This window comes from Pseudomonadota bacterium (genome assembly GCA_018823135.1).
Taxonomy (GTDB): domain Bacteria; phylum Desulfobacterota; class Desulfobulbia; order Desulfobulbales; family CALZHT01; genus JAHJJF01.
Window position 1 is genome coordinate 26,648 of the sequence record JAHJJF010000084.1, and the last position, 21,424, is coordinate 48,071.

A 21,424-nucleotide genomic window follows, 5' to 3' on the forward strand; every position below is an offset into this window, starting at 1 on the left:
CCAAATTGAACAGGCAAGGCGAAACATTTAACAATCCCCCTGTGGGATGAAAACACTACCCTTTTGGGGCAGTCCCCAGTGCCGGGAGTCCTTGTTCCTGCCACCGGGCGCTACAAATATTGAAGATAAATTCAGGAGATAGTATTTCATGCTAAGACGGACAAAAATTGTGGCCACAGTGGGTCCGGCGACTGCAACGCCGGAACAGCTCGAAAGGCTATGGAGGGAAGGTGTTGATATCTTCCGGCTTAATTTTTCCCATGGTAATCTTGAGGAAAAGCGCCGGATATTAGCGGATATCCGTTCTCTTCCCCCCTTGACTGGACGTGAAGCGGCTGTTCTTGCTGATCTGCAGGGGCCGAGAATTCGTGTGGGCCGACTCCTTGATGGTGGGATCCTCCTTGAAGAAAACAGTGAAGTCATCATGACAACCCGGGATGTAATCGGCCATGGAAATCTTATCCCGACGGATTACTCCAGGCTTCCCGACGATGTGTGTCCCGGCAGCAGAATCCTGCTTGATGAAGGGCAACTTGAAATTGAAGTGATTGAGTCTGTGAGGACTGAAATACGTTGCTGGGTGGTGATCGGCGGATTCCTGAAGGAGCGTAAGGGGATCAATCTCCCGGGAATAAATATTTCCGCGCCGATTCTTTCCGCGCGGGACATGGAGGACCTTCAATTCTGTATGGAAAACGGTGTTGACCTTGTGGGGCTGTCTTTTGTCCGGTCCGCAGCTGAGGTGGTGCAGGTCAAGGAGATCATCAGCCGAGGTGGTGCTGGTTGCCGGGTTATCTCTAAGATTGAAAGACAGGAAGCCATAGAGGATTTTGACGCGATACTTCAGGAATCGGACGGGGTGATGATCGCTCGGGGGGATCTCGGGGTCGAACTCGGACCCGAACGAGTGCCGCTTATCCAGAAAGATATTATCAGAAGGTGTAACCGGGCTGGGAAACCGGTGATCACCGCCACCCAGATGCTTGAAAGTATGATGAGGAGTTCAATCCCCACCAGGGCCGAGACCTCTGATGTGGCCAATGCAATTCTCGATGGAACCGACGCAGTGATGCTCTCCGGAGAAACAGCGATAGGGAAATACCCCATACAGGCCGTCCAGGTTCTCAAGCGGGTTTCCCTTGATGTTGAGAATACCGTTCATGATAAGTGGCTGAAGGATGAAAGGAAGAGCACAGGAAAAGATCTGCTTCCGGCGGACGCCATTGCCCAGGCGGCCTGCAGTCTGGCGAAGATTGTAGGGGCAAAGGCTGTTCTGGCTTTTACCCGCAGTGGAAGAACTGCCATGCTCATATCAAAATACCGCCCTGTTCTTACGGTGCTGGCCTTCACGCCTTCAATTGAAGTGCAGCGCTATCTGAGCCTGATGAACGGCGTATATTCCTTTCAAGTGACGTTGAAGGGGAGCGTTGAGGATCAGCTCCGCTCGGTTGAGAGTGTGATTTTTTCCTCAGGAATTATGAGGCAGGGGGAAAAGGTGGTCATAGCCATGGGCTGCCCGGTGAAAATTGAAAGTGAGACCAATCTCCTCAAGGTGCACCGCCTTGGGGAAGAGCATCTGTAAACAAATTGATGAATGAGCGGAATGTTCAAATGAGCCTAGGCATTATCTGATCTTCATCTGTCCACTTTAGGCGTTTATCACAGTTGAGCAGTCATTGACAAAACACAGGAGGCAATATGGCAAAAACAGCGCACACCATGATGAAAAAAATTGGTATCTGGATCGATCACCGGGAGGCAATTCTGGTCTTCCTGAAAGGCGACCAGGCAACAGTTGAGCGTATCGAGTCAAACGCCGAAAGCCACTTCAATCCATCGGGCGGATGGAAGGCAGGTGGCACCTCCGTGGCCCAGGCAATATCAAAGGAGCAAAAAGCGGATGAGCGTCGCATGCACCAGTTTCATAACTTTTATCAGGAGGTAATCAAGAAGGCCGGTCAAGACTACAAAATCTACATCTTTGGCCCCGGTGAGGCTAAGCTGGAATTGGTAAAGGAAATTGAGAAAATAAAAGACCGGCAGGACAGGATTGCAGCAGTGGAAACCAGTGACAGGTTAACCGAAAACCAAATAGTTGCAAAGGTGAAAGCATTTTTTTCATAGTCAGGGAATCGGCAGATACCAATGGCTGCTGAACCATGAAATCTTGAATCGACCGGTCGGGGCGACATCTGGGGGTATCCTTTAGGGGGCCCCCTTTTTTTTCGGCTGGGATTGGGAAGAATAAATTCCCTGTGGGCGTTTTCATTGGAATGATGTTGTTTTGTTGATTGACAAACAATTTTTCAGAGGTAGATTTTTTTTGGAGAATTGATCAATCTTCAGGAATTATCCGGTTTCCGGATAAAATGAATTATTACTGAGTTGTCCGGTGAGAACAAGTGCAACACCATAGATCAATACAATAAAGACAGCTATTTGAATTGGAGTTTATCCAGAAACGATTTAATTATTTGTTATGTGAAGGAAAAAGAATGCGCGCCTATATCATATCCGCAGGACTGCTGTGTTGCAGTAATATATTCATGACCTTTGCATGGTACGGTCACCTGAAAAACCTTTCAAGCAAGCCATGGATAATTGCCGCTCTGGTCAGCTGGGGCATCGCTCTCTTCGAGTATTTATTACAAGTTCCGGCAAACAGGATTGGCTTCCAGGTGATGAATCTCGGGCAGCTTAAAATTCTTCAGGAAGTAATAACCCTCCTGATTTTTGTCCCTTTTTCAGTATTCTTCATGGAAGAAGAAGTCCGATTGGATTTTTTATGGGCAGGGCTCTGTATTCTGGGAGCTGTGTTTTTCATCTTCAGACAAAAAATATTTTGTGCATAACACTTAAGCGGGCTTCCGGTTGTCAAGACTTGTTACCAGGCAACAAAAGAGGAACAGCAATCATAGGGTATAGATGACGGATTTCGATGCGGATACAATTGTTATAGGCTCCGGTTCAGGAGGGTTGAGCGCAGCGCTTGCTCTGGCGCGCGCCGGGCAAAAGGTTCTGGTTTTAGAGCAGCACTATGTCCCTGGCGGCTGGTGCCACAATTTCAGCAGGGGGGGATTTTCTTTCAGTCCAGGGGTGCATTATATCGGTGGATTGGGACCTGGCGGTGGAACCAGGGAAATTTATGAAGGTCTTGGCGCGGCCAATGACCTTGTGTTTTTTGAACAGAATCCTGAACACTACGAGCATTGCCATATTGCTGGAGTAAAATTTGATTACCATGCTCATCTTCCCACGATGACTGATCGTCTTCTGCAGAGGTTTCCTAAGGAGCAAAAGGGTATTGGAGCGTATATGGAGCTTCTGCAGAATCTTGTGCGCCAGCTTCCCCTGATATTTGAGATCAACGGCATTAAAGATATCCTGCTGATGCCATATCGTACCAGGCATATCGGCCGCTACGGACTCTACAGCCTGAAACGGATTCTTGAGGATCGGATTGCCGATCCGGTTGCCCGTGGGATTCTTTCGATTCAGTGTGGTGATCAGGGCTTGCCGCCATCGAAGACCATGATGCTGCTGCATGCCGGGATGGCCAGGCATTACGAGCAGGGTGGGTATTATCCGCATGGCGGTGGCGGAGCCATTGCTCAGGCACTGGTCAAGGCGATTCGGAGTGCGGGAGGCGTTGTCAAGATGCGAGCCGGTGTGGACAAAATACTTACTGAAGCAAACGGCAGAAGGCGCAGAGTGGTAGGTGTTAGACTTGCCGATGGAAAAGAACTGCGTGCTGCACATGTCATCTCAAATGCTGATCCGCACAAGACTTTTTATGGCATGGTGGGTGAAGAAAACTTGAGTTCGAAGTTGAAAAAGCGCCTGAATAAAACCCGTTATTCGTTAACTTCGCTGCTGTTGTTTTTAGCGGTTGATATGGATATGAAAGCCGCAGGGCTTGATTCCGGAAATATCTGGTATTTTGCAGAAACGGATTTTGATAGAGTTTTTATTAATGCTCAGGATCCCAGGCTTTATGAAAAAGATGCCTTTGAAGCATTGTTTATTTCAGCTCCGACCCAAAAAGATCCAACCCGCTATAACGGCAGGGGCCATACCATAGAAGTTGTCACCTATGTCGGGTATGAGGCGTTTCGGAAATTTGAAGGAACTGAATCCGGTTCCAGAACAAAAGAATATGAAATTCTCAAACAAAAAATCATTACAATGTTTTTCAAGACTCTGGAGCGGGCTGTTCCAGGGATTACTGAGCATGTTGTGTTTTGCGAACTGGGAACCCCGATGACCAATTCGCATTACATACATTCCACCGATGGCTGTGCCTATGGAACAGAAAAAAATTACTCACAGATTGGTCCAATGGCATATCGGGTCAGAACTGAAATTAAGGGTTTGAGATTAGCTGGTGCCAGTACGGTATCTCATGGGGTTTCCGGGGCGGCTGTATCCGGATTACACGCCGCAGCGTCTATCGTCGATTGCAAGTGGCCGGAGCTGCTTAATCCTGAAGGGCAACAATTAAGGACCTATCCGTCTGAGGATCAAAGCGACTGGCCCCAATGGCTTAAGGAAAAAATTCGATTACCGCGTGGGTAAGAGTAGATGAAGTACAGTATCAGCGCGATTTGCCTTCATTCTGATCATATCAAGTTTCCCTCTCTGAATCAGGAATAAGCTCCAGGCTTGACATAAATCCCCATTCCATGTGACTATTAACGATAAGATTGGTATGGAAATTAAAGATATCTTCTATCTGACGTTGAGAAAAACGGCTGAAGATAAATGGTGTTTATTAATTTTATTCAAGATTGATCAATAAGATCGTTGGCAGGTATATGACAGAAGCTAATTGTACAAGAAACTATCTCTCAGACAATCTATTGCCAATATTCTATTTTTCCCTGGTTTTTACATTCCTGAGTATTTCCCTGTCTGAAGCCACAGAGAGCTTTGCTTCCATCCAGAAACCTGATCAGGTCACTCTTCAGCTTAAATGGACCCATCAGTTTAATTTTGCCGGTTACTATGCAGCTGTCGAAAAAGGATTTTATAAAGAGGCCGGACTGGAAGTAACGATCAGGGAAGGTAAGCCCGGCATGGATTTTGTTAACGAAGTAGTCTCCGGGCGCGCCAATTACGGTGTGGAGATGCCGGAGCTTTTGATCGCCCGCAATAACCGAAGACCGGTGGTCGTTCTGGCCGCTATATTTCAACACTCCCCGCAGATCATTCTTGCACGGGCCGATTCCGGCATCAGATCACCGCATGATTTAATCGGGAAAAAAGTTATGTGGCGATTTGACAGTGCCGCAGAACTTCGAGCCATGCTCAAAGATGAAAATGTCCCTCTCGAACAGATCGAGTTTATGGAGTTGTCATGGGATATTAACGACCTGATCGATGGAAATGTCGATGCCCTGCATGCGTATGTCACTGATCAGCCATTGATGTTAGAGCAGGCCGGTATAGAGAGCGTAAAGCTTTACCCGATACAATACGGGATTGATTTTTATGGTGACTGTCTCTTTACGTCGGAAAAAGAAATATCTGTTCATCCGGAGAGAGTAAGAGCTTTTCGAGAAGCGTCCCTGCGCGGCTGGGCCTACGCGATGAATAACCCGGCAGAAATAATGGATAGTATCCAGAAAAAGTACGGGACGAAAAGCTCAATGGAGTTCATGCAGCACGAATTTGAACACATCAATCAGCTGATGCTTCCGCAGCTTGTTGAAATTGGCCATATGAACCCGGGCCGGTGGAAGCACATCGGCGATACGTTCGTGAAACTCGGAATGCTTAACCCTAATTATTCTCTGGCCGGTTTTCTTTATGACCCGGATCCTCAACCTGACTCTGCAAAGGTTATGAGAATTCTTTGGATTCTGTTGAGTGCGATAACGATCATTACCCTCAGCGGAATAATTTTGTTTGTTTTTAATCGGAAGTTAAAAAGAAAGGTCCTGGAAAGGACCAGACATCTTACAGCTGAAATTGCTGAAAGAAAGCAAGCCGAAGAGGCCTTGTATGAGAACCAGATTATTTTCCAATCCTTTCTTGAAAACAGTCCGGTATATATTTTTTTTAAAAACCATGAAATCCGTTCTTTGAAGTTGAGCAGAAACTATGAACAGATGCTTGGCATGCCCCTTAAAGACCTCATTGGCAAAACAATGGATGACCTTTTTCCTTCTGATCTGGCAAAAAGCATGATTGAGGATGACAAACGAATCCTGCGTGAGGGGAAAAATATAACTGTGGTTGAGGAATTTGGTGGCAGAACTTACGAAACTACAAAATTTCCAATATCCTTTGATCAAAAGCCAACCATGCTTGCCGGTTTTACACTGGACATCACTCGTCGCAAAAAGGCCGAGGATGATCTGCTTGAAAGAACCAATTTCCTTGATAAGATCATCGACAGTTCAGCCCTGAGCATGTGGATTTCTGATGAAAAAGGAACCGCCATCAGGACCAACCCTGCCTGCCTGGAGTTCTTCGGAGCTACAGAGGAGGAGGTCATCGGCAAGTACAATCTCTTCCATGATGCTGTCATAGAGAAGAATGGGTTCATGCCGGTTATTAAAGCTGTGTTTGAAAAGGGGGAAGCTGCCAGTATCATACTGGACTACGATTTCGGCGCCGTTGGCCATGTTGCTGTTAAAAAGCCCACCCACAAGATCGTAAAATCAGTCTTTACGCCGGTTCTGGATAACCATGGCACGGTTTCCAACGTCATAGTCCAGGCAATAGACCTCACAGATATAAAAAAGCAGGAAGAGGCATTACGCAAGAGTGAAGAACGCTACCGTCTTCTGTATGCCAAGACCCCGGCCATGTTGCATTCCATTGACCGGAATGGTCAGCTGATCGATGTCAGTGAGACCTGGCTTGAAAAACTCGGATATCAGAAAGATGAAGTGATTGGCCGCAAATCCATCGATTTTCTTACTGAAGAATCAAGGCGTTACGCTTCTGAAAAAGTGCTGCCGGAATTTTTGCAGAAAGGGCACTTAAATGATATTACATTTACCTTCGTGAAAAAAAATGGGGAGGAGATGGATGTTCTTCTTTCAGCAGCGGCTGAAAGGGATGAAGAAGGAAATATAGTTCGTTCCCTTGCCGTGTTGGAGGACGTTACAGAAAAAAATCGTCTTGAAGCTCAACTCCGTCATACGCAAAAAATGGAAGCCATCGGCACATTGTCCGGGGGGATAGCGCACGATTTTAACAATATTCTTGCGGCAATCCTTGGCTACACTGAGATGGCTCGTGATGACATTCCAGAGTGGAGTCCGGCAAAATTTCAGATTGAAGAGGTTTTAAAAGCTGGTAATCGTGCGAAAGACCTGGTGAAACAGATATTAGCCTTCAGCCGTAAAGCCGAACAAAACCGAATCCCCGTACAAATTCCTCTATTAATTCAAGAGACTTTGAATTTCCTGCGGGCCTCAATCCCAACGACTATTGAGATCAAGCTCAACGTTGATCCTGATTGTGGATCAATATTAGCTGATCCGACTCAAATTCATCAGGTTCTCATGAACCTCTGTACTAACGCCGCCCATGCCATGGAAAAAGACGGAGGAATTTTAACTCTTGATTTGCGTGAAGTTGATCTGACTATTGCTGATCTGGGAAATGATATAAACCATAGGCCTGGGTCTTACATTTTGCTGGAAGTCAGGGATACTGGTTCCGGCATTGAAAAAGAACTTCTTGATCGAATATTTGATCCATACTTTACAACAAAAGAGGTCGGCAAAGGATCAGGCATGGGCTTGGCTGTAGTGCATGGAATTGTTCGCAGCCATGAAGGGTTGATTACTGTTGAGAGTACTCCTGGGCAAGGAACTGCATTTAAGCTGTTTTTCCCGAAAATTATGGATGAAGTTGAGGCCATTGCCCCTGATACCAGCCCTCTTCCCGTGGGCAAGGAGCATATTCTTATTGTTGATGATGAACCCAGCATTTCGACGCTTACCCAGAAACGATTAGAAATGTTGGGGTATCAGACGACTGCAATGACAAGCAGCGTTGAAACTCTCGAGCTTTTCCGGTCTGCCCCCAATGCCTATGATCTTGTTATCACAGATCAAACCATGCCCTACATGACAGGCGAAAAACTGGCAAAGGAATTACTGAAAATAAGGCCGAACCTCCCGATTATAATGTGTACTGGTTATAGTTCAAAAATAGATGCAGACAAGGCAAATACTCTCGGCATCAGCGCATTTATCATGAAACCGGTGGACAACAAGGAATTGGCAAGAACGGTGCGACAGGCTTTGGATGCTTCGTGATGTACGCATTTTCAAGAAAATTGCCGACGTCCAATATTTATGTGGTTCCCGGAAGATTCAATTTGGTTCCTATGATTTCATCTGGGATTTTTGCCGGACTTCCACGATCCATATCACAAAAGTCAAGCTGGGCCCTTGGAAAACTCCTTAACGGAGCTTGAAAGATTTGCAGCAATTATTTCTCCCCAAATTAATTCTTTGACTAAGAGATATAACCGGTTAAATATATATTGTCTAATGGGCTGCTCGTTGTCAGCACCTATCAATTGTAACGGATGAGGAATGGATGAAAAGATTTATTGTTTTAATGGTACTGATATTTATGGGGAATGGTTGTTCTTTAATCCATCAAAGCAAACAGCCCGAAAGATCCGGGAAAGAAAGTATTGTTAATTATAAGGATAAGGATAATTTGTTTTCACTGACAGCAAAAGAAACTGAAATTTTTAGAAATCTTCCTGATGATAGTGACCAGAAATGGATTATACCTAATATAAGTATTAATAGTGTTAATAATAGCATATATGTACAGTTGATACATAATGATATACCAATAAAAACTGGAGATATTGTATTAAGATTAACAGATAATATGAAATCGTTTGCAGTAGCAATTACATCATTATCTGGATATTCCCATTGTGGAATCATATTAGAGGAAGATGGAAATCTGTTTGTTGTTGATATTCATCCGGATGATGATAAAGAGAAAAATTCAATCAGGAAATCAGCTTTAAAAGATTGGGTAAAAGATGATGATACTACAAAAATTATTCATGCTCTTGTATTAAGACCAAAAGAAAAAATTGATAAATCCACGATGACTTTAAAGTTAAATGATTATTTATCGCGAAATATAGAATTCGATTATGACTTTCAATTTAATAATAATAAAAAAGATAAAAACTTATATTATTGTGCTGAACTGATATATGAAATTTTGCAGGAAGTTTCTGAAACTAAATGGGAAACCTTGCAAGCTGAGGAAATTGTAAGAACAGTTGGCAGCAAAGTTGTCGACATTGTTAATATACGAGCAAATCAATCAGATTTAAGAATTAATAAATTCAGAAATTTGCTGGTGAGCTATGGCGGTAATAATGATAAAACAAAAAAAGGCTTGATTACGCCAGCAAGTTTTGCTTTCTCCTCAAATTTAGAAAGAATTGGCTATGTAACAAGTAAATATATTAACAACTATTCAAAATCAATGTATTTATATAAGAGAACAGAAAAGAAGTATTTAGCACTGATGTCATTGCATGCAAAAAGTACATCCATCCCGGATGAGACCATTAAAGAAAGTTTTTTAAATAAAGGACTTTCAGAAAAAGATTTAAATCAAATCATGTATGTCATTAAATCATATAAGGGTGAGTTTTATAACTCAGATACCTTAATTTATAACATGATGAAATTATACGCTGAAAACGATATGACATATGAATATATATATTATTGCCTGCAAGAAATATGAAATAAGCGATAATTTTTTTAAATTAACAATGAGTATTATGTCAGTAGCAATATTTTTCTTGTTATTGAACGGATGTACTCTTACTCAATCATTATTCAGTAAAGAATCTGATAATTCAGTAAAAGACAGTTTTATATATGTTGCTCTCGGCGATAGTATTCTTATCGACAAATGGGCCGGTGGTGAAGATTGTAACTGTGGTGCATCTTCTTTATTGTTAGAAAACTTAAATGATAAATTTCCTTATTATTTTGGTAAGGATTTGCTCACTCTTTTTGCTGATGCGAAGTTGATATCATTAGCAAAAGATGCGGCTCTTTTTGAAGGATTTTTAGATGATCAAATCGATGAATTCAAATCAAAAAAAATTATTCCTGATTTAGTTACTATCAGTATTGGCGGAAATGATTTAGTTCAGTTTTTGAAAACAAAGTTACATGAGTCAAATAAACCAGAATTAAATATCTTTATTGCTAATTTTGAACAAAATCTTCTAGAACTTGAAAAGTTTATCACCTATCTCAACAGCCAGAATGAAGATATCATAATTTTTCTTCTGAACATCTATGACCCGACTGATGGCCTGGGTTTTGATTTCACACGAAATGAATTTCTGAGTCGATCCAACAATTTAAAAATGTATTTTCTGCTTAATCAGTTGAACACAAAACTCGCTGTATTTTCTGCAAAAAACAACCTGCAACTTATTGATATTCACTCACATTTTCTAGGGCATGGATTATCCGCCGTCAAATACAAAGACATTAACCCTTTCTATGACCCGGGAAATGATACATTCTGGTATCATCCGCAAGTAATAATTGATGTCAATGGTCTGGGAGCTCATGAGATACGCAAGCTGTTGTATGACGCGCTGAATACCCAATTGGACAAAATGGATTGAATACTTTTTTCGATTTTCATCTAAGCCAATTGAGAAAAAAGTACCGGGCAGCCCCATTAATTCCAAAGAGTCCATTAGATTGAGTCGGTGATTTTATTCCACTACCATGACCGCACAGTTTTTTGCATGATGCAGGATCTTGTTGGAGGTGGAGCCGAAAACGAACTCCTCATTGTGAGTCAGTCCTCGCCTTCCAACCACCACAATGCAACATCGGAGTTTGGCCTGTTCTTCGAGGATGGCGTCGCCGATGGATACGCACTGTCGGACCGAGAGCCTGGTTTCGAGCTGATTTTCCTTAAAGCCTGCGTCGGTGAGGATTTCCTTGTAGCCGGTCATGATTTTTTCCATTTTTTTCTTTTTGTCTTTTAACCACTTGGCACGCTCGGCTTCGCTGTTGAAATAATCTTCGGAAGGCTGCGGGATGATGGAAAGCAGAGTGATAAAGACGTCTTTATTGTCCCCGAAAAAATCGGCCAGATACATCACCGCCCGTTTGGAATTGTCAGACTCATCGACTGCCACCAGCAGGTGGCGTTCGGTATCCCGGCGCGCAAGATCACTGAAGGTTTGTTTGTTCATGATTTCCTCCCTGAAATTTTACTTACATCTTCCCGGGCCTTGGCCAGATCGTCCAGCATCTGGCCCGTGGTCTCGTAAAATATTTTTGCCCCAATGGAAAAATGAAGCAGAATTCTGTTTAATGAGTCAGGTATATATGGGTAGATTTTTTTGAGATTTGCCACCCTGTTTTTATACGAGATGTTGAGATCTTCGCCCCAGAGGCTGTCAAAGAGGTCCCGCTGGTTGTTATACAGGTCCGGCACCAGGACGTCGCCGCGGCCGGTCAGGAAGATAATAATATTGCCCAGCCCCTGCAGGTCGAATCCCCACATGGATTCACCGTGCATGTAGTTGTAGTCGAAGTCGATCCAGCGGTTAGTCTTGAGTTCCCTGTCATGGATGATATGATCGCGCCGGATGTCGCCGTGCTTCTCGCCATGATCGTGGAGGAACTTAATGGCCGTGACCAGTTCGATATATTGGTCCAGGACCTCCAGAAAATAATTATGAAAATAATCCTCATGGTCGGCGCCGTAGTCGGCAATGATCTGCTCATACGTTTGGCCGGGAATGAACTCCAGAATGCGCACGATATTATCGGCCGAGTCCAGGACCCAGTGGCCGTGCATGAAGTTCTTGTGCTTGGCCACCAGATCGAGGATGCGCGCCTCCTTTCTGGGGCTGCGAAAGCATCTGATCATGACCTCGCCGACTTTTGTCTCAAACTCTTCATGGAAGACCAGTTTCAGAATCTTGGTTGAGCCGTCGTTGAGATCAATGGCTCGCCTTACCCAGTATTTCGGCTCATCATCCAGGCCGAAGCGGCCTTCCTTTTCATAGCGCTTGACCCAGTAAAGGGTTGCGCCGAGGACAATCACATCGTCATATTCGACTTGGAAGAAGTCGCTGGTGTCGGTGATGATCTTAAACTTCTTCGGTACACGCTCCGGCCCCATGCTATGGGCAATCAGGGCTTCGGCAGCCTCCCGGGACAGGGGATTTGATTTCTGCATCGATTTGCTTTCCATATTTTATGGTAGCACTCAACAGAGGGGGAAATGCAAAGATTTTTTGCAAAGAAATGCGGGCTGGAGGTAATTCTGCTTATTTTTTCTGCAGGGCCTTGTGGAAATGATCAAAACTCAAAGGGGCCGAACCATTTTTCTTCGGTTGTAATGCCTCGGTGAGATACCGGTTCATGAAGGCCTGCTCCCGCCTCCGGCAATCTTTCAGAGAGAATTTCAGGTGAAGCGGCGACGAACCGTCTTTGCAGCGTTTTTCCGGGGCAGGTTGTTGCCAGGGATGGGCAAAAACCCTCGGGCCGGAATGCAGCAGACAGAGAAAGGAGTGATGGGTGGAGATCGCCCCTGCCCAGGGGTAATGGTCAAGATGGTAGCGTTGGGAGATGGTGTCGATTTTTTCTTCAAGCAGATCGTGGTCCGGCGACTGAGAGTTGTTTCCGGCCATGCGGAAAAGGGGGAAAAGCCGGAAGATATCACCTTGCGCATGGTAAACAGAAGCGATGCCGTATTGTTCCGGATGGCAGGAAATAAGTGAGCCGGGGGTGAGGTTGAACTCACCGGCAATGAATTGGTCGACCATCCCGCTTTGCTCATCGATAAGGGCAAGGGTCTCAGCCGCTTCCAGCTCCGTTTCGCCGGGATGATTGAGAAAGGTCATCCAGCTTGTAGAAATCCCGGCCTGATGAAAATTACGATTAATCCGGCGGATCAGGCCTGTATCGATGCCTTTGTTCATCAGACGCAGGACCCGATCAGAACCGCTTTCGATGCCGAAGGCAACGGCCCGAAGTCCGGCCTGGTAAAGCAGACGGCAGCGTTCCGGGGTATAGGATGATTCGATGCGAAGGTCGGTTGACCAGCGGATATCAAGGCCCTGGTCGATGATCCTCTGGGCCAGGGCCAGGGCATAGGCCGGAGAAAGGACATCGGCGGAGAGATAAAAATTCGTTACGCCGAATTTTTCCTGCAGAATCTGCAGGTCGGCAACCGCCCGTTCCACTGGAATTTCACGGTAGCTGTGGCGGCCTGATTGATTAAAACCATAGCTGCAGAATGAGCATTTGTTCCAGTAGCAGCCCCTGGTCGGGCTGTACAACAGCATCCGGTCAGGAGCGAGATAACGGTCAGGTTCAAGGTCGGCATAGTCGGGGGTTGCCGCATCGGCAAGGTCAAAGGTCAAGGCGGGGCTGCGGATAAGGGTTCCAGGAGCCCTTCCTTTCATCATAAGATTTGGGATGGCGGCGAAACATTCCGCCTCCTGACTTTCAGCGTCCAACAGCGGCAGGAGCTGTTCCAGGGTTTTCTCCCCTTCCTGCATGCCAACGGCGTCCACATAATCGAAGATCCGGTTGACTGTTTTCGTGTCGCTGTTGCCCACAATCTGATCAATGCATGGACCGCCCAGCATCAGGAAACAAGCAGGGAACTGTTCCTTGATTAACCGGCAGAGGTAAAAGGTCTCGGGGATCTGGGAGACAAAGGTGAGGGAAATGCCGATAAACCGGGGATTGCCAAGGTTGCTCAGTTGCCGCCGATAAAATTGGTCAAAGGGACTGCGCTTCTCCGCAATATAATCCTCTAGGAGATTGAAATCCCAGGGAGCCACCAGGTGGTCGGCCCGGTTGAAGCTGAACCGGAAGGGGAAACAGACCGCTTCCATCACCTGAAAAAGTTCTTCAAAACCGTCACGGGCCCGGAGATAGGTTTTTTTATGATAGAATTGCTGAGGGTCCTTCATGACGGAGAGGCACTGGGATAAATCCCGGCAAAGGGGAAGTGCCTCGGCAACGCGCCGATACTCCATCTGTTCATATAAAGTCAGGCGTTTGCGGCTGTTTAACTCATGAAATCGGGCCGTCAGCTTCTGTTGCCAGCCCTCCATGGTTTCAGCGGCCAGGAGAAAGTAAAGGCCCTCAATATTATAATCCCGTAACGCAACGCTGATCCCACGTTGGCGCAGATATCCTTTGAGAGTCGGTAGTCCCACATACGTCCAGGTGGGATCGGCAAAGGGCGGAAAGATCAGAAAAGAGGAGTTTGTCTGGTCTGTGGTCTGCGTGTTGGTTTGCGAGTCGATAATCATTTATGCAGGTTACTCGGTGTGCTCGTCCTGACCGTAGCAATCCAGCAGGCTTATGGCCACGGCTTCGGCAACCTTGATGCCGTCCACGGCCGAGGAGAGGATGCCCCCGGCATAGCCTGCGCCTTCGCCGGTGGGATACAACCCTTTGGTGTTGATGCTCTGTAGATCAGCGGCGTTACGGGTGAGGCGGACCGGTGACGAGGTGCGCGTTTCCACCCCGGTGAGTACGGCATCAGCCAGATCAAAGCCTTCAATTTGTTTGGCAAAGGCGGGCAGGGCCTCGCGGATGGCCTCGATGGCGTAATCCGGCAAAGCGGCACTGAGGTCGCAGAGGTGGATACCGGGGGTATAGGAGGGCTGCACCGAGCCAAGCTGGGTGGAAGGACGGCCGGCCAGAAAATCGCCCACCAGCTGTGCCGGAGCCTGATAGTTGCTGCCGCCCAGTTCAAAGGCCCGCGATTCCCAGAAGCGTTGAAACTCCATACCGGCAAGTGGACCGCCAGGATAGTCAGCCGGAGAAATGCCCACCACGATGCCGCTGTTGGCGTTTCGCTCCTTGCGCGAATATTCGCTCATGCCGTTGGTCACCACTCGACCGGGTTCGGAAGTGGCGGCAACTACAGTGCCGCCCGGACACATGCAGAAGCTGTATACCGACCGGCCATTGCCGGCGTGATGGACCAGTTTGTAGTCTGCGGCGCCGAGTAGCGGGTTGTCGGCATTTTTCCCGTGGCGGCTGCGGTCGATGAGTGATTGCGGGTGCTCGATGCGAAAGCCGATGGAAAATGGCTTCGCCTCCATGGATATGCCGCGCCTGTGGAGCATCTCAAAGGTGTCACGGGCACTGTGGCCGATGGCGAGAACAAGATGACTGGTGGCGAGGTGTTCGCCGCTTGCCAACACGATACCGCGCACCTGGCCGTTTTCGATATCGATATCATCCATCCGGCTCTGGAAGCGAAATTCTCCTCCCAGCGCCTGGATGGTGGCACGCATCTGTTCGACAATGCCCACCAGCCGGTAAGTGCCGATGTGCGGCTTGCTGACATAGAGAATTTCCGGCGTCGCCCCGGCCTGGACAAATTCTTCCAGGACTTTTCTGCCGTAATGCTTGGGATCTTTGATCTGGGTGTGCAGCTTGCCATCGGAAAATGTCCCGGCCCCGCCTTCGCCGAACTGCACATTTGATTCCGGATCAAGGATGCCTTTGCGCCACAGACCGAAGGTGTCCTTGGTGCGTTCCCGCACCGCCTTGCCTCTCTCCAGAAGCAGCGGCCGGAATCCGGACTGGGCAAGGACCAGCCCGGCAAAAAGGCCGGATGGTCCCATGCCGATGATTACCGGCCGGGTCGGGAGCGCATCCCTGGGAGCACGGGCGACAAAATGATAGGTGGTGTCCGGTGCCTGCCTGAGATGCGGGTCGCCCTCGAATCGCGTCAGGATGTCGGCCTCATTGGCCACCTCAACATCAAGGGTGAATATGAAGACGATGGCGTGAGATTTTCGCGCATCAACGCCGCGACGGAAAATCTTATAGCTGATGAGATCGTCTGGCTGGATGCCAAGCCGCATGGTGATTGCCTTCCTGAGGTCGGCATCACTATGGTCAAGGGGAAGTTTGAGTTCTGTCAGTCTCAGCATGGTATGAATCGGGCCTGGTGGCCAACGTTGATCAGGAACGGTTGCATGGCGGTGGCTATGGACAACCCGGCGCCGGAATTGTTGGTTTTCAATGAAATCATTCAGGGCGCGTGTTGGCGAACTGCCTGTTTCCTTTAGTGACTTATTATCGATTATATTGAGGACTGTCAACCTCAAACTTGATCATGCTGGGAAGGCGCCTCATGCGCATTTGCAAGTCATCTGGAACCCAGTCAAATATGACAGAAATCATCCATTCCGGAGGCACAATCAATCTCTGACGCCCAATTGCATTTGATGGAAAATTTGCAGTCCTGAGAATGTGGAGGTGTTGATATGGAATCCATTGACAAACCTGTCGCGCCGAGCTATTTTCTCGCAATCATCACAAATAATTGCAATAAACATTGTAATAAACTTTTTTTGCTGATGAAATACTTACACTTGTTCGAGGGTGAGTTTCACAAGTTTCCTTAAATTCTCTAAACCAGCTGATACCGTGTTCATGGCGATTTGACTTTAATGTCACCTGCCGTGGGTTTTGGACGTGGCAGATTTTGCTTTGTATCGGCTTTTAGGGCAGTTTTCAAACACTTATAATATACTACTGTGAGGAACATTATGCGTTTATGTGCGATTTGTGCCGGGCAGGGCAAATCATGCTGTGTCTGCCGCGATATACTGGTCAGTGATGGGGATCTGCAAAGAATTGCCGCCCATACCGGATCATGGGATTTTTTTGAAACGCGACTCCCGCAGACCGTCGCCTATCTTGACCAGGACGACGACCCTAACTGGAACAACTATACACTGCAGTTAAACGGCACCCGAAGAGTTCTGAAATACACCCGGCCCGGTATCTGTTGCTTCCTGACCGATACCGGTTGCCTGTTGCCGGAACATATCAGGCCACTGGTTTGCCGCCTGCACCCCATGGAGTTCAACGAGGCCAGGCTCACTGGTCTCTCGCCGGAATGCCCGGCCGAGCATCTGCCGGAAGGAGAGTCGGTGCTTGCCAATCTTGAGATGAATGTTGACCTGGCCGAGAACTGGCGGCAACAGCTTTATACAGAATTGCGCGGCTCACATCAGCTCCGTCCCAAGGCGGCGTGAAGAGTAGTAACGCACCAGGTCTGTCCGGCGGCTCATGATAGAAGCAATTTTTTCAGGCGGCGATGGGCAGGGGGGTCGGGTTGTCGGGTTGCCAGTGGTGTGGTTGAAGAGGGTCCAGATTAAATCTGGCGCGGACTTTGTCACAGTCCGGTTGTGGTCTGCCGTCCTGCCATGAGGAGATAAAGTTACGGCAGACCGATGAGCGCCGGGAATGGATGGCACAGTGGACCTTTTTACCGATGATCCCCATTAAGGCTTTACAGCGTGGATTCTGGCCGTTTGTCCCGAGCATGAAGGCGCGGTGATGCGATAACTGGCCGGTCAGTTCAATTGGTACACAGCTAACGTCCTCTCCTGCCTCAGACCAGTAAAAAGAGACCCGGTAGGAGGCGCAGCAGGCGCCGCATTCGAGGCAGGGATTATTGCTTGTGCCGATCATGCGTAACTTTCTGAAATCAAATAGGAAATTTGTTTATCTGGCTGTAGCGCGCAAGAATATGCGATAAGTTGAAGGAAAAAGCAATGAAAAAAGATGTCGGAAGGTAAAAGGAGGTCAGATTTTTGACCTTGCCAAATGGATCATTCAATAAAATTTAAAAGGCTTTCATGAGTATTTACACACCAACTTTCTGTTTTTTTTCAGATTAGAACACCTGGTCCTCCCTGAGTCTCGTAACTCTCGCGAACCTATCCAGGTCAAGGCCAGTTATTACTCTGTGCCTTCTGGCCCGGTGTCCGGATTTTTACTTCTTCTTACCCTGTTTTTCGTCTTCTTCCATCAACTGGATAATCATCTCTGCCTGTTTATAGCCGGGGATTACGCGACCATCGGGGTAGATCAATGTCGGGGTTGATTGGACACCGATTTTCAGCGCCAGGGCAATGTTCTTGTCAATTTCGTCGGTATCACAGTCCGGAGGAGGGATTTCTTTGCCGGCAAGGCTGTCTTCCAGTAATTGTGCAGAGTTTTTGCAGATGATGGTTTTGGCCTTTTCATACGCCTTTGGGTGAGATTGCAGCGGAAACATTTTAATGAAAAAGGCAATATCAGGGTTTTTCTCAACCACGGCTTTCATCTCAGAGTGGATTTTCATGCAGTAACTGCATTCCGGATCATCAAACACAATGATTTTTTTTGGTGCATTCGGGTTCCCGATGATTATGGCTTTATCCAACGGAACCTGAGTGATGTCAATTTTATTCAGGCGGATGAATCTGTCGCGGGTGACATCTGTTTTGTTGTTCAACCTGAGGATTGATCCGGTGAGTATATATTGTTTGGAGAAATCAATATAAATGGGAATGGTCTTGTCCCGCTGCTTGATGTCCACGGCCCATAGTCCGGGCACTTCACTGAAGGTAATGTCCATGACCTCAATGGATTTATCGTTGAGAAGCGTTACAGCCTCTTCTTTGGTTAAGTTGTGGCAATCCTTGCATTCTCCTGTGCCGCAGCCGTCCTTGACAAAGGAGGTTGCTGGGGAGGTCATGATGAACAGTATCGAAAGAAAAATTCCAGTGATTACCAATGGTTTCATTTTGTTTTGCGCCTGTTATTTGTTGAAGGTTTGGTTTGCTGATTCGATAACTTGATATGTGATTAATGAGTGTTTTTCAATAAAATTGTTCCGCAGCAACAGGATTTCTTTCCCGGGAAATTTATTCGGGTTAGGGATTTTCAGTTTTTACCTGTTCCGGGCCAAAGGGTTTCAGGAGGATTATCAGTTGCGGCAACAGGGTAAGTGCCGCAAGCAGGGCCACGACCATGGCGAATCCGGTAAAGATTCCAAAATAGATGGTCGGGATGAAATTGGACATGATCAGGATGGAAAAGCCGATGATAATCGTCAATGATGTATAGTACATGGCTTTACCGATACTGCCGTGGCATCGGTAGACCGTAGCCAGATAATTCCGGTCAACGGGAAATTCCGCTTTGAACCGATGTATATAATGGATGGTGTCGTCAACCGCGATGCCGATGGTTATCGCGGCAATGGTGATGGTCATCATGTCCAGGGGGATGCCGAACAGGCCCATGGTTCCCAGTACCATTGCAGCGGGCAGCAGGTTCGGGACTATGGCAATCAGCGCAACCAGCAGCGAGCGGAAAAGCACCATGAACATCAATACGATCCCCAGGAATACCATGCCGATAGTGAGAATCTGTGAACGGTAGAGGCTTTGCAGCATGTTGTTATAGAGGACGAACATATTGGTGAAATGGATCTGGTCGTCGCTCAAACCCAGCTCTTTTTTTACGAAACCCCGGATGTTTTCAAGCAGCTCTTTTCTCTGTAGATTTTTGTCGGTCTCGGTTGCCCGCATGGTAATCCGCGCTTGGGGAATGTCTTCTGAGACATAGGGGTCAATCAGAAGTTTCCGGATGTTTTCAGGGCTTTTCTTGTGCAGCAGAGAGATTTCATAATTTTCAAGAGATGTATTGTCATTGAGGCGTCTGGCGATTTTCATTGCAGTGGCGATTGACAAAACCTCGCCGATTTCGGGGAAATCTTCGAGATAATCATGAACTTTTTCGATCTGTTCCATTCGGAAGGATGAGGCGAACCATGCGGTTTCGTCGTCCTTATCTCCTAATTCATCAAACGGGTCGATTTCATCAGACTCCTGCTTTGCCGTGACGGCCTTAAAGTCGATTATCAGATCAAGGGGGGTTGTGCCGCCCAGTTTCTGGTCAATGAGTTTCATTCCCTGATAGATCTCGGTTCTTTCTCGGAAATAATCTATAAAGCGGTTTTCAACTTTGAGTTTGGAGATGCCGATGCCGCTGACAATCGTAAGGATTATGCTCGCTATAAGAATTTTCCCGCCATGGGCTTCGGTGATTCGTGCAAAAAACAGCGTAAACGGGGGCCTGGATTTTTTTTTGGTATTTTGGGTTTCCTCGGAGCCTTTGGCGAGAAGCACGGCGGTGGCAGGAAAGAGTACAAAAGAAAGAATAAAGGAAACGATCAGTCCGATGGTCATCATCAAGCCGAAATCCATTACCGGGCGGATGTCGCTGACCAGAAGAGATATGAATGCGACAATGGTGGTGAGGGAGGTATACAGGCAGGGAATCACTTTGAGGCGTACTGTTTCACGGACCAGGGTTCGCTGGTCGGCATCGGGCATTTGTGCATGGAGTTCGCGATAATGGACGATCAGATGAATGGTGAGCGACATGGTGAAAATCAGCATCAGGGAGATGAAATTTGATGAAATAACTGTTACCCGCCAGTCGGCGTAGCCAAGATAACCGATCATCGTCAGGCCTGCGGCAAGACAGCAAAGCATGGGCAGAATTACCCAGCGCGGTTTGCGGAAGATGATCGCCAGGGTGATGAGCAGGAAGAAGAAAACGCCGATGCCGAAGACGATAAGGTCGTTTCTGATAAAGGCGGTCATGTCGGTGACGATCATCGGCACCCCCCCGAGAAAGACCTGGGCGTTTGGCCGGTATTTGCCCATCACCTGTCGTATGGCGCCGACAAGTTCATTCTGCTTCTTGGTTACTACTGTCAGATGCCGGCGGAACTCTTCAGACACTTCCTGGAGTTGGTTTTCTTCATCAGGAGAAATTTGGCTGTCGTATTTTTTTTCGCGGAGCTTGTAACGGGTTTTCAATAAGTTCCGGTATTTTGCATCCGGGAGAAGATTGATCAAAATCGCTGTGGTCTGTCCGTCCTGGCTCAACAGACGGTTTCGGTACAGCGGACTGTCGCGCAGTTCTAATTTGACGGCATCCATATCAAGGCCCGGATCTTCCAGAGTCTTGATTTTTTCAGTATCCAGCAGATCTCCCAGGGAAACATCGGAACTGAAAAGCAGCGGGACGTCAAGAATGGTGACCAGCGAGGCGACGCCGTCAAGTGTCTTCAGTTCATTACGGAATGATTTCAAATCAGCGAGGGAATTTTTACTGAAAAGATCCTGCTTGGGGGAGTAGGTCAGCACCAGGACATCATTTGTGCCGTAGCGTTCGGTGATCTGGCGATGATATCGCAGGGCAAAATCGTTTTCAAGCACCAGAGAATCAGCAGATGCGTCGAGCTTGAATTCGGGTATCTTGAAAACAAAAAAGCCGATTATGGCAAGGGTCACCAGAAGAGAAACAACCGGTCGCTCAAGAATGAGTTTATCGTAAATACGTATAAAAAAAGAGCCCATAGGAAATATCTGCAATAATAGTGTTTGATTGAGCCGGATCAGTCGGCATATTGTCTGTAACAATAGCTGGACGGGAAAGAGAAGACAAGGATAAAAAATGAAAAGATTAGTTGGCAACTTGTTGATATCATTTCAGATGGAGGAATAATCGGCGAAGAGATAAAGAAGACT

15 protein-coding genes are annotated in these 21,424 nt (G+C 47.0%); 8 read left to right on the forward strand and 7 right to left on the reverse strand.

The annotated features are described in order from the left end of the window. The first annotated feature begins 148 nt into the window (after positions 1 to 148). The 7 genes from pyk (at position 149) to KKE17_08910 (ending at position 10,660) form a co-directional block, all read left to right on the forward strand. Positions 149 to 1,582: a pyruvate kinase gene (pyk, locus tag KKE17_08880; GenBank protein MBU1710102.1), complete on the forward strand. Its 1,434-nt coding sequence runs from the start codon at positions 149 to 151 to the stop codon at positions 1,580 to 1,582. Between the two features lie 137 nt (positions 1,583 to 1,719). Continuing rightward, positions 1,720 to 2,124, forward strand: a complete 405-nt coding sequence (locus tag KKE17_08885; GenBank protein ID MBU1710103.1) for a hypothetical protein — start codon at positions 1,720 to 1,722, stop codon at positions 2,122 to 2,124. Positions 2,125 to 2,495: 371 nt separating this feature from the next. Beyond that, positions 2,496 to 2,852, forward strand: coding sequence for a DMT family protein (locus tag KKE17_08890; GenBank protein MBU1710104.1), 357 nt, complete (start codon positions 2,496 to 2,498; stop codon positions 2,850 to 2,852). A 73-nt stretch (positions 2,853 to 2,925) separates the two neighbouring features. After that, entirely contained in the window at positions 2,926 to 4,575 is a 1,650-nt protein-coding gene (locus KKE17_08895) for an NAD(P)/FAD-dependent oxidoreductase (GenBank protein MBU1710105.1), read from the forward strand. A 239-nt stretch (positions 4,576 to 4,814) separates the two neighbouring features. After that, entirely contained in the window at positions 4,815 to 8,279 is a 3,465-nt protein-coding gene (locus tag KKE17_08900) for an ABC transporter substrate-binding protein (GenBank protein ID MBU1710106.1), read from the forward strand. Positions 8,280 to 8,565: 286 nt separating this feature from the next. Continuing rightward, complete coding sequence (locus KKE17_08905; protein ID MBU1710107.1) at positions 8,566 to 9,756, forward strand: hypothetical protein; 1,191 nt, start codon at positions 8,566 to 8,568, stop codon at positions 9,754 to 9,756. A 37-nt stretch (positions 9,757 to 9,793) separates the two neighbouring features. After that, the gene (locus tag KKE17_08910; GenBank protein ID MBU1710108.1) at positions 9,794 to 10,660 is read left to right on the forward strand and encodes an SGNH/GDSL hydrolase family protein; all 867 of its coding nucleotides are present in this window, start codon (positions 9,794 to 9,796) and stop codon (positions 10,658 to 10,660) included. Between the two features lie 93 nt (positions 10,661 to 10,753). Here KKE17_08910 and KKE17_08915 read toward each other — a convergent pair whose 3' ends face one another. From KKE17_08915 to KKE17_08930, 4 genes are all read right to left on the reverse strand, one after another. Further along, on the reverse strand, positions 10,754 to 11,242 hold the full coding sequence (locus KKE17_08915; GenBank protein ID MBU1710109.1) for a universal stress protein: 489 nt from the start codon (positions 11,240 to 11,242) through the stop codon (positions 10,754 to 10,756). After that, the gene (locus tag KKE17_08920) at positions 11,239 to 12,180 is read right to left on the reverse strand and encodes a hypothetical protein (GenBank protein MBU1710110.1); all 942 of its coding nucleotides are present in this window, start codon (positions 12,178 to 12,180) and stop codon (positions 11,239 to 11,241) included. The genes KKE17_08915 and KKE17_08920 overlap by 4 nt, the downstream gene beginning before the upstream one ends. 148 nt (positions 12,181 to 12,328) lie before the next feature. Continuing rightward, the gene (locus tag KKE17_08925) at positions 12,329 to 14,329 is read right to left on the reverse strand and encodes a radical SAM protein (protein MBU1710111.1); all 2,001 of its coding nucleotides are present in this window, start codon (positions 14,327 to 14,329) and stop codon (positions 12,329 to 12,331) included. A 9-nt stretch (positions 14,330 to 14,338) separates the two neighbouring features. Continuing rightward, positions 14,339 to 15,970, reverse strand: coding sequence for an NAD(P)/FAD-dependent oxidoreductase (locus KKE17_08930; GenBank protein ID MBU1710112.1), 1,632 nt, complete (start codon positions 15,968 to 15,970; stop codon positions 14,339 to 14,341). A 621-nt stretch (positions 15,971 to 16,591) separates the two neighbouring features. Here KKE17_08930 and KKE17_08935 point away from each other — a divergent pair. Next, on the forward strand, positions 16,592 to 17,083 hold the full coding sequence (locus tag KKE17_08935) for a hypothetical protein (GenBank protein ID MBU1710113.1): 492 nt from the start codon (positions 16,592 to 16,594) through the stop codon (positions 17,081 to 17,083). A 52-nt stretch (positions 17,084 to 17,135) separates the two neighbouring features. Here KKE17_08935 and KKE17_08940 read toward each other — a convergent pair whose 3' ends face one another. From KKE17_08940 to KKE17_08950, 3 genes are all read right to left on the reverse strand, one after another. Continuing rightward, the gene (locus tag KKE17_08940) at positions 17,136 to 17,522 is read right to left on the reverse strand and encodes a YkgJ family cysteine cluster protein (GenBank protein ID MBU1710114.1); all 387 of its coding nucleotides are present in this window, start codon (positions 17,520 to 17,522) and stop codon (positions 17,136 to 17,138) included. A gap of 304 nt (positions 17,523 to 17,826) precedes the next feature. Further along, positions 17,827 to 18,621: a DsbC family protein gene (locus tag KKE17_08945; protein MBU1710115.1), complete on the reverse strand. Its 795-nt coding sequence runs from the start codon at positions 18,619 to 18,621 to the stop codon at positions 17,827 to 17,829. A gap of 130 nt (positions 18,622 to 18,751) precedes the next feature. Then, entirely contained in the window at positions 18,752 to 21,253 is a 2,502-nt protein-coding gene (locus tag KKE17_08950; protein ID MBU1710116.1) for an MMPL family transporter, read from the reverse strand. Between the last annotated feature and the right edge of the window lie 171 nt (positions 21,254 to 21,424).

Bases quoted from the DNA above. Each gene is read 5' to 3' on its own strand.
- pyk (MBU1710102.1), top strand. From the start codon at position 149: ATGCTAAGACGGACAAAAATTGTGGCCACAGTGGGTCCGGCGACTGCA.
- KKE17_08885 (MBU1710103.1), top strand. From the start codon at position 1,720: ATGATGAAAAAAATTGGTATCTGGATCGATCACCGGGAGGCAATTCTG.
- KKE17_08890 (MBU1710104.1), top strand. From the start codon at position 2,496: ATGCGCGCCTATATCATATCCGCAGGACTGCTGTGTTGCAGTAATATA.
- KKE17_08895 (MBU1710105.1), top strand. From the start codon at position 2,926: ATGACGGATTTCGATGCGGATACAATTGTTATAGGCTCCGGTTCAGGA.
- KKE17_08900 (MBU1710106.1), top strand. From the start codon at position 4,815: ATGACAGAAGCTAATTGTACAAGAAACTATCTCTCAGACAATCTATTG.
- KKE17_08905 (MBU1710107.1), top strand. From the start codon at position 8,566: ATGAAAAGATTTATTGTTTTAATGGTACTGATATTTATGGGGAATGGT.
- KKE17_08910 (MBU1710108.1), top strand. From the start codon at position 9,794: ATGTCAGTAGCAATATTTTTCTTGTTATTGAACGGATGTACTCTTACT.
- KKE17_08915 (MBU1710109.1), bottom strand. From the start codon at position 11,242: ATGAACAAACAAACCTTCAGTGATCTTGCGCGCCGGGATACCGAACGC.
- KKE17_08920 (MBU1710110.1), bottom strand. From the start codon at position 12,180: ATGGGGCCGGAGCGTGTACCGAAGAAGTTTAAGATCATCACCGACACC.
- KKE17_08925 (MBU1710111.1), bottom strand. From the start codon at position 14,329: ATGATTATCGACTCGCAAACCAACACGCAGACCACAGACCAGACAAAC.
- KKE17_08930 (MBU1710112.1), bottom strand. From the start codon at position 15,970: ATGCTGAGACTGACAGAACTCAAACTTCCCCTTGACCATAGTGATGCC.
- KKE17_08935 (MBU1710113.1), top strand. From the start codon at position 16,592: ATGCGTTTATGTGCGATTTGTGCCGGGCAGGGCAAATCATGCTGTGTC.
- KKE17_08940 (MBU1710114.1), bottom strand. From the start codon at position 17,522: ATGATCGGCACAAGCAATAATCCCTGCCTCGAATGCGGCGCCTGCTGC.
- KKE17_08945 (MBU1710115.1), bottom strand. From the start codon at position 18,621: ATGAAACCATTGGTAATCACTGGAATTTTTCTTTCGATACTGTTCATC.
- KKE17_08950 (MBU1710116.1), bottom strand. From the start codon at position 21,253: ATGGGCTCTTTTTTTATACGTATTTACGATAAACTCATTCTTGAGCGA.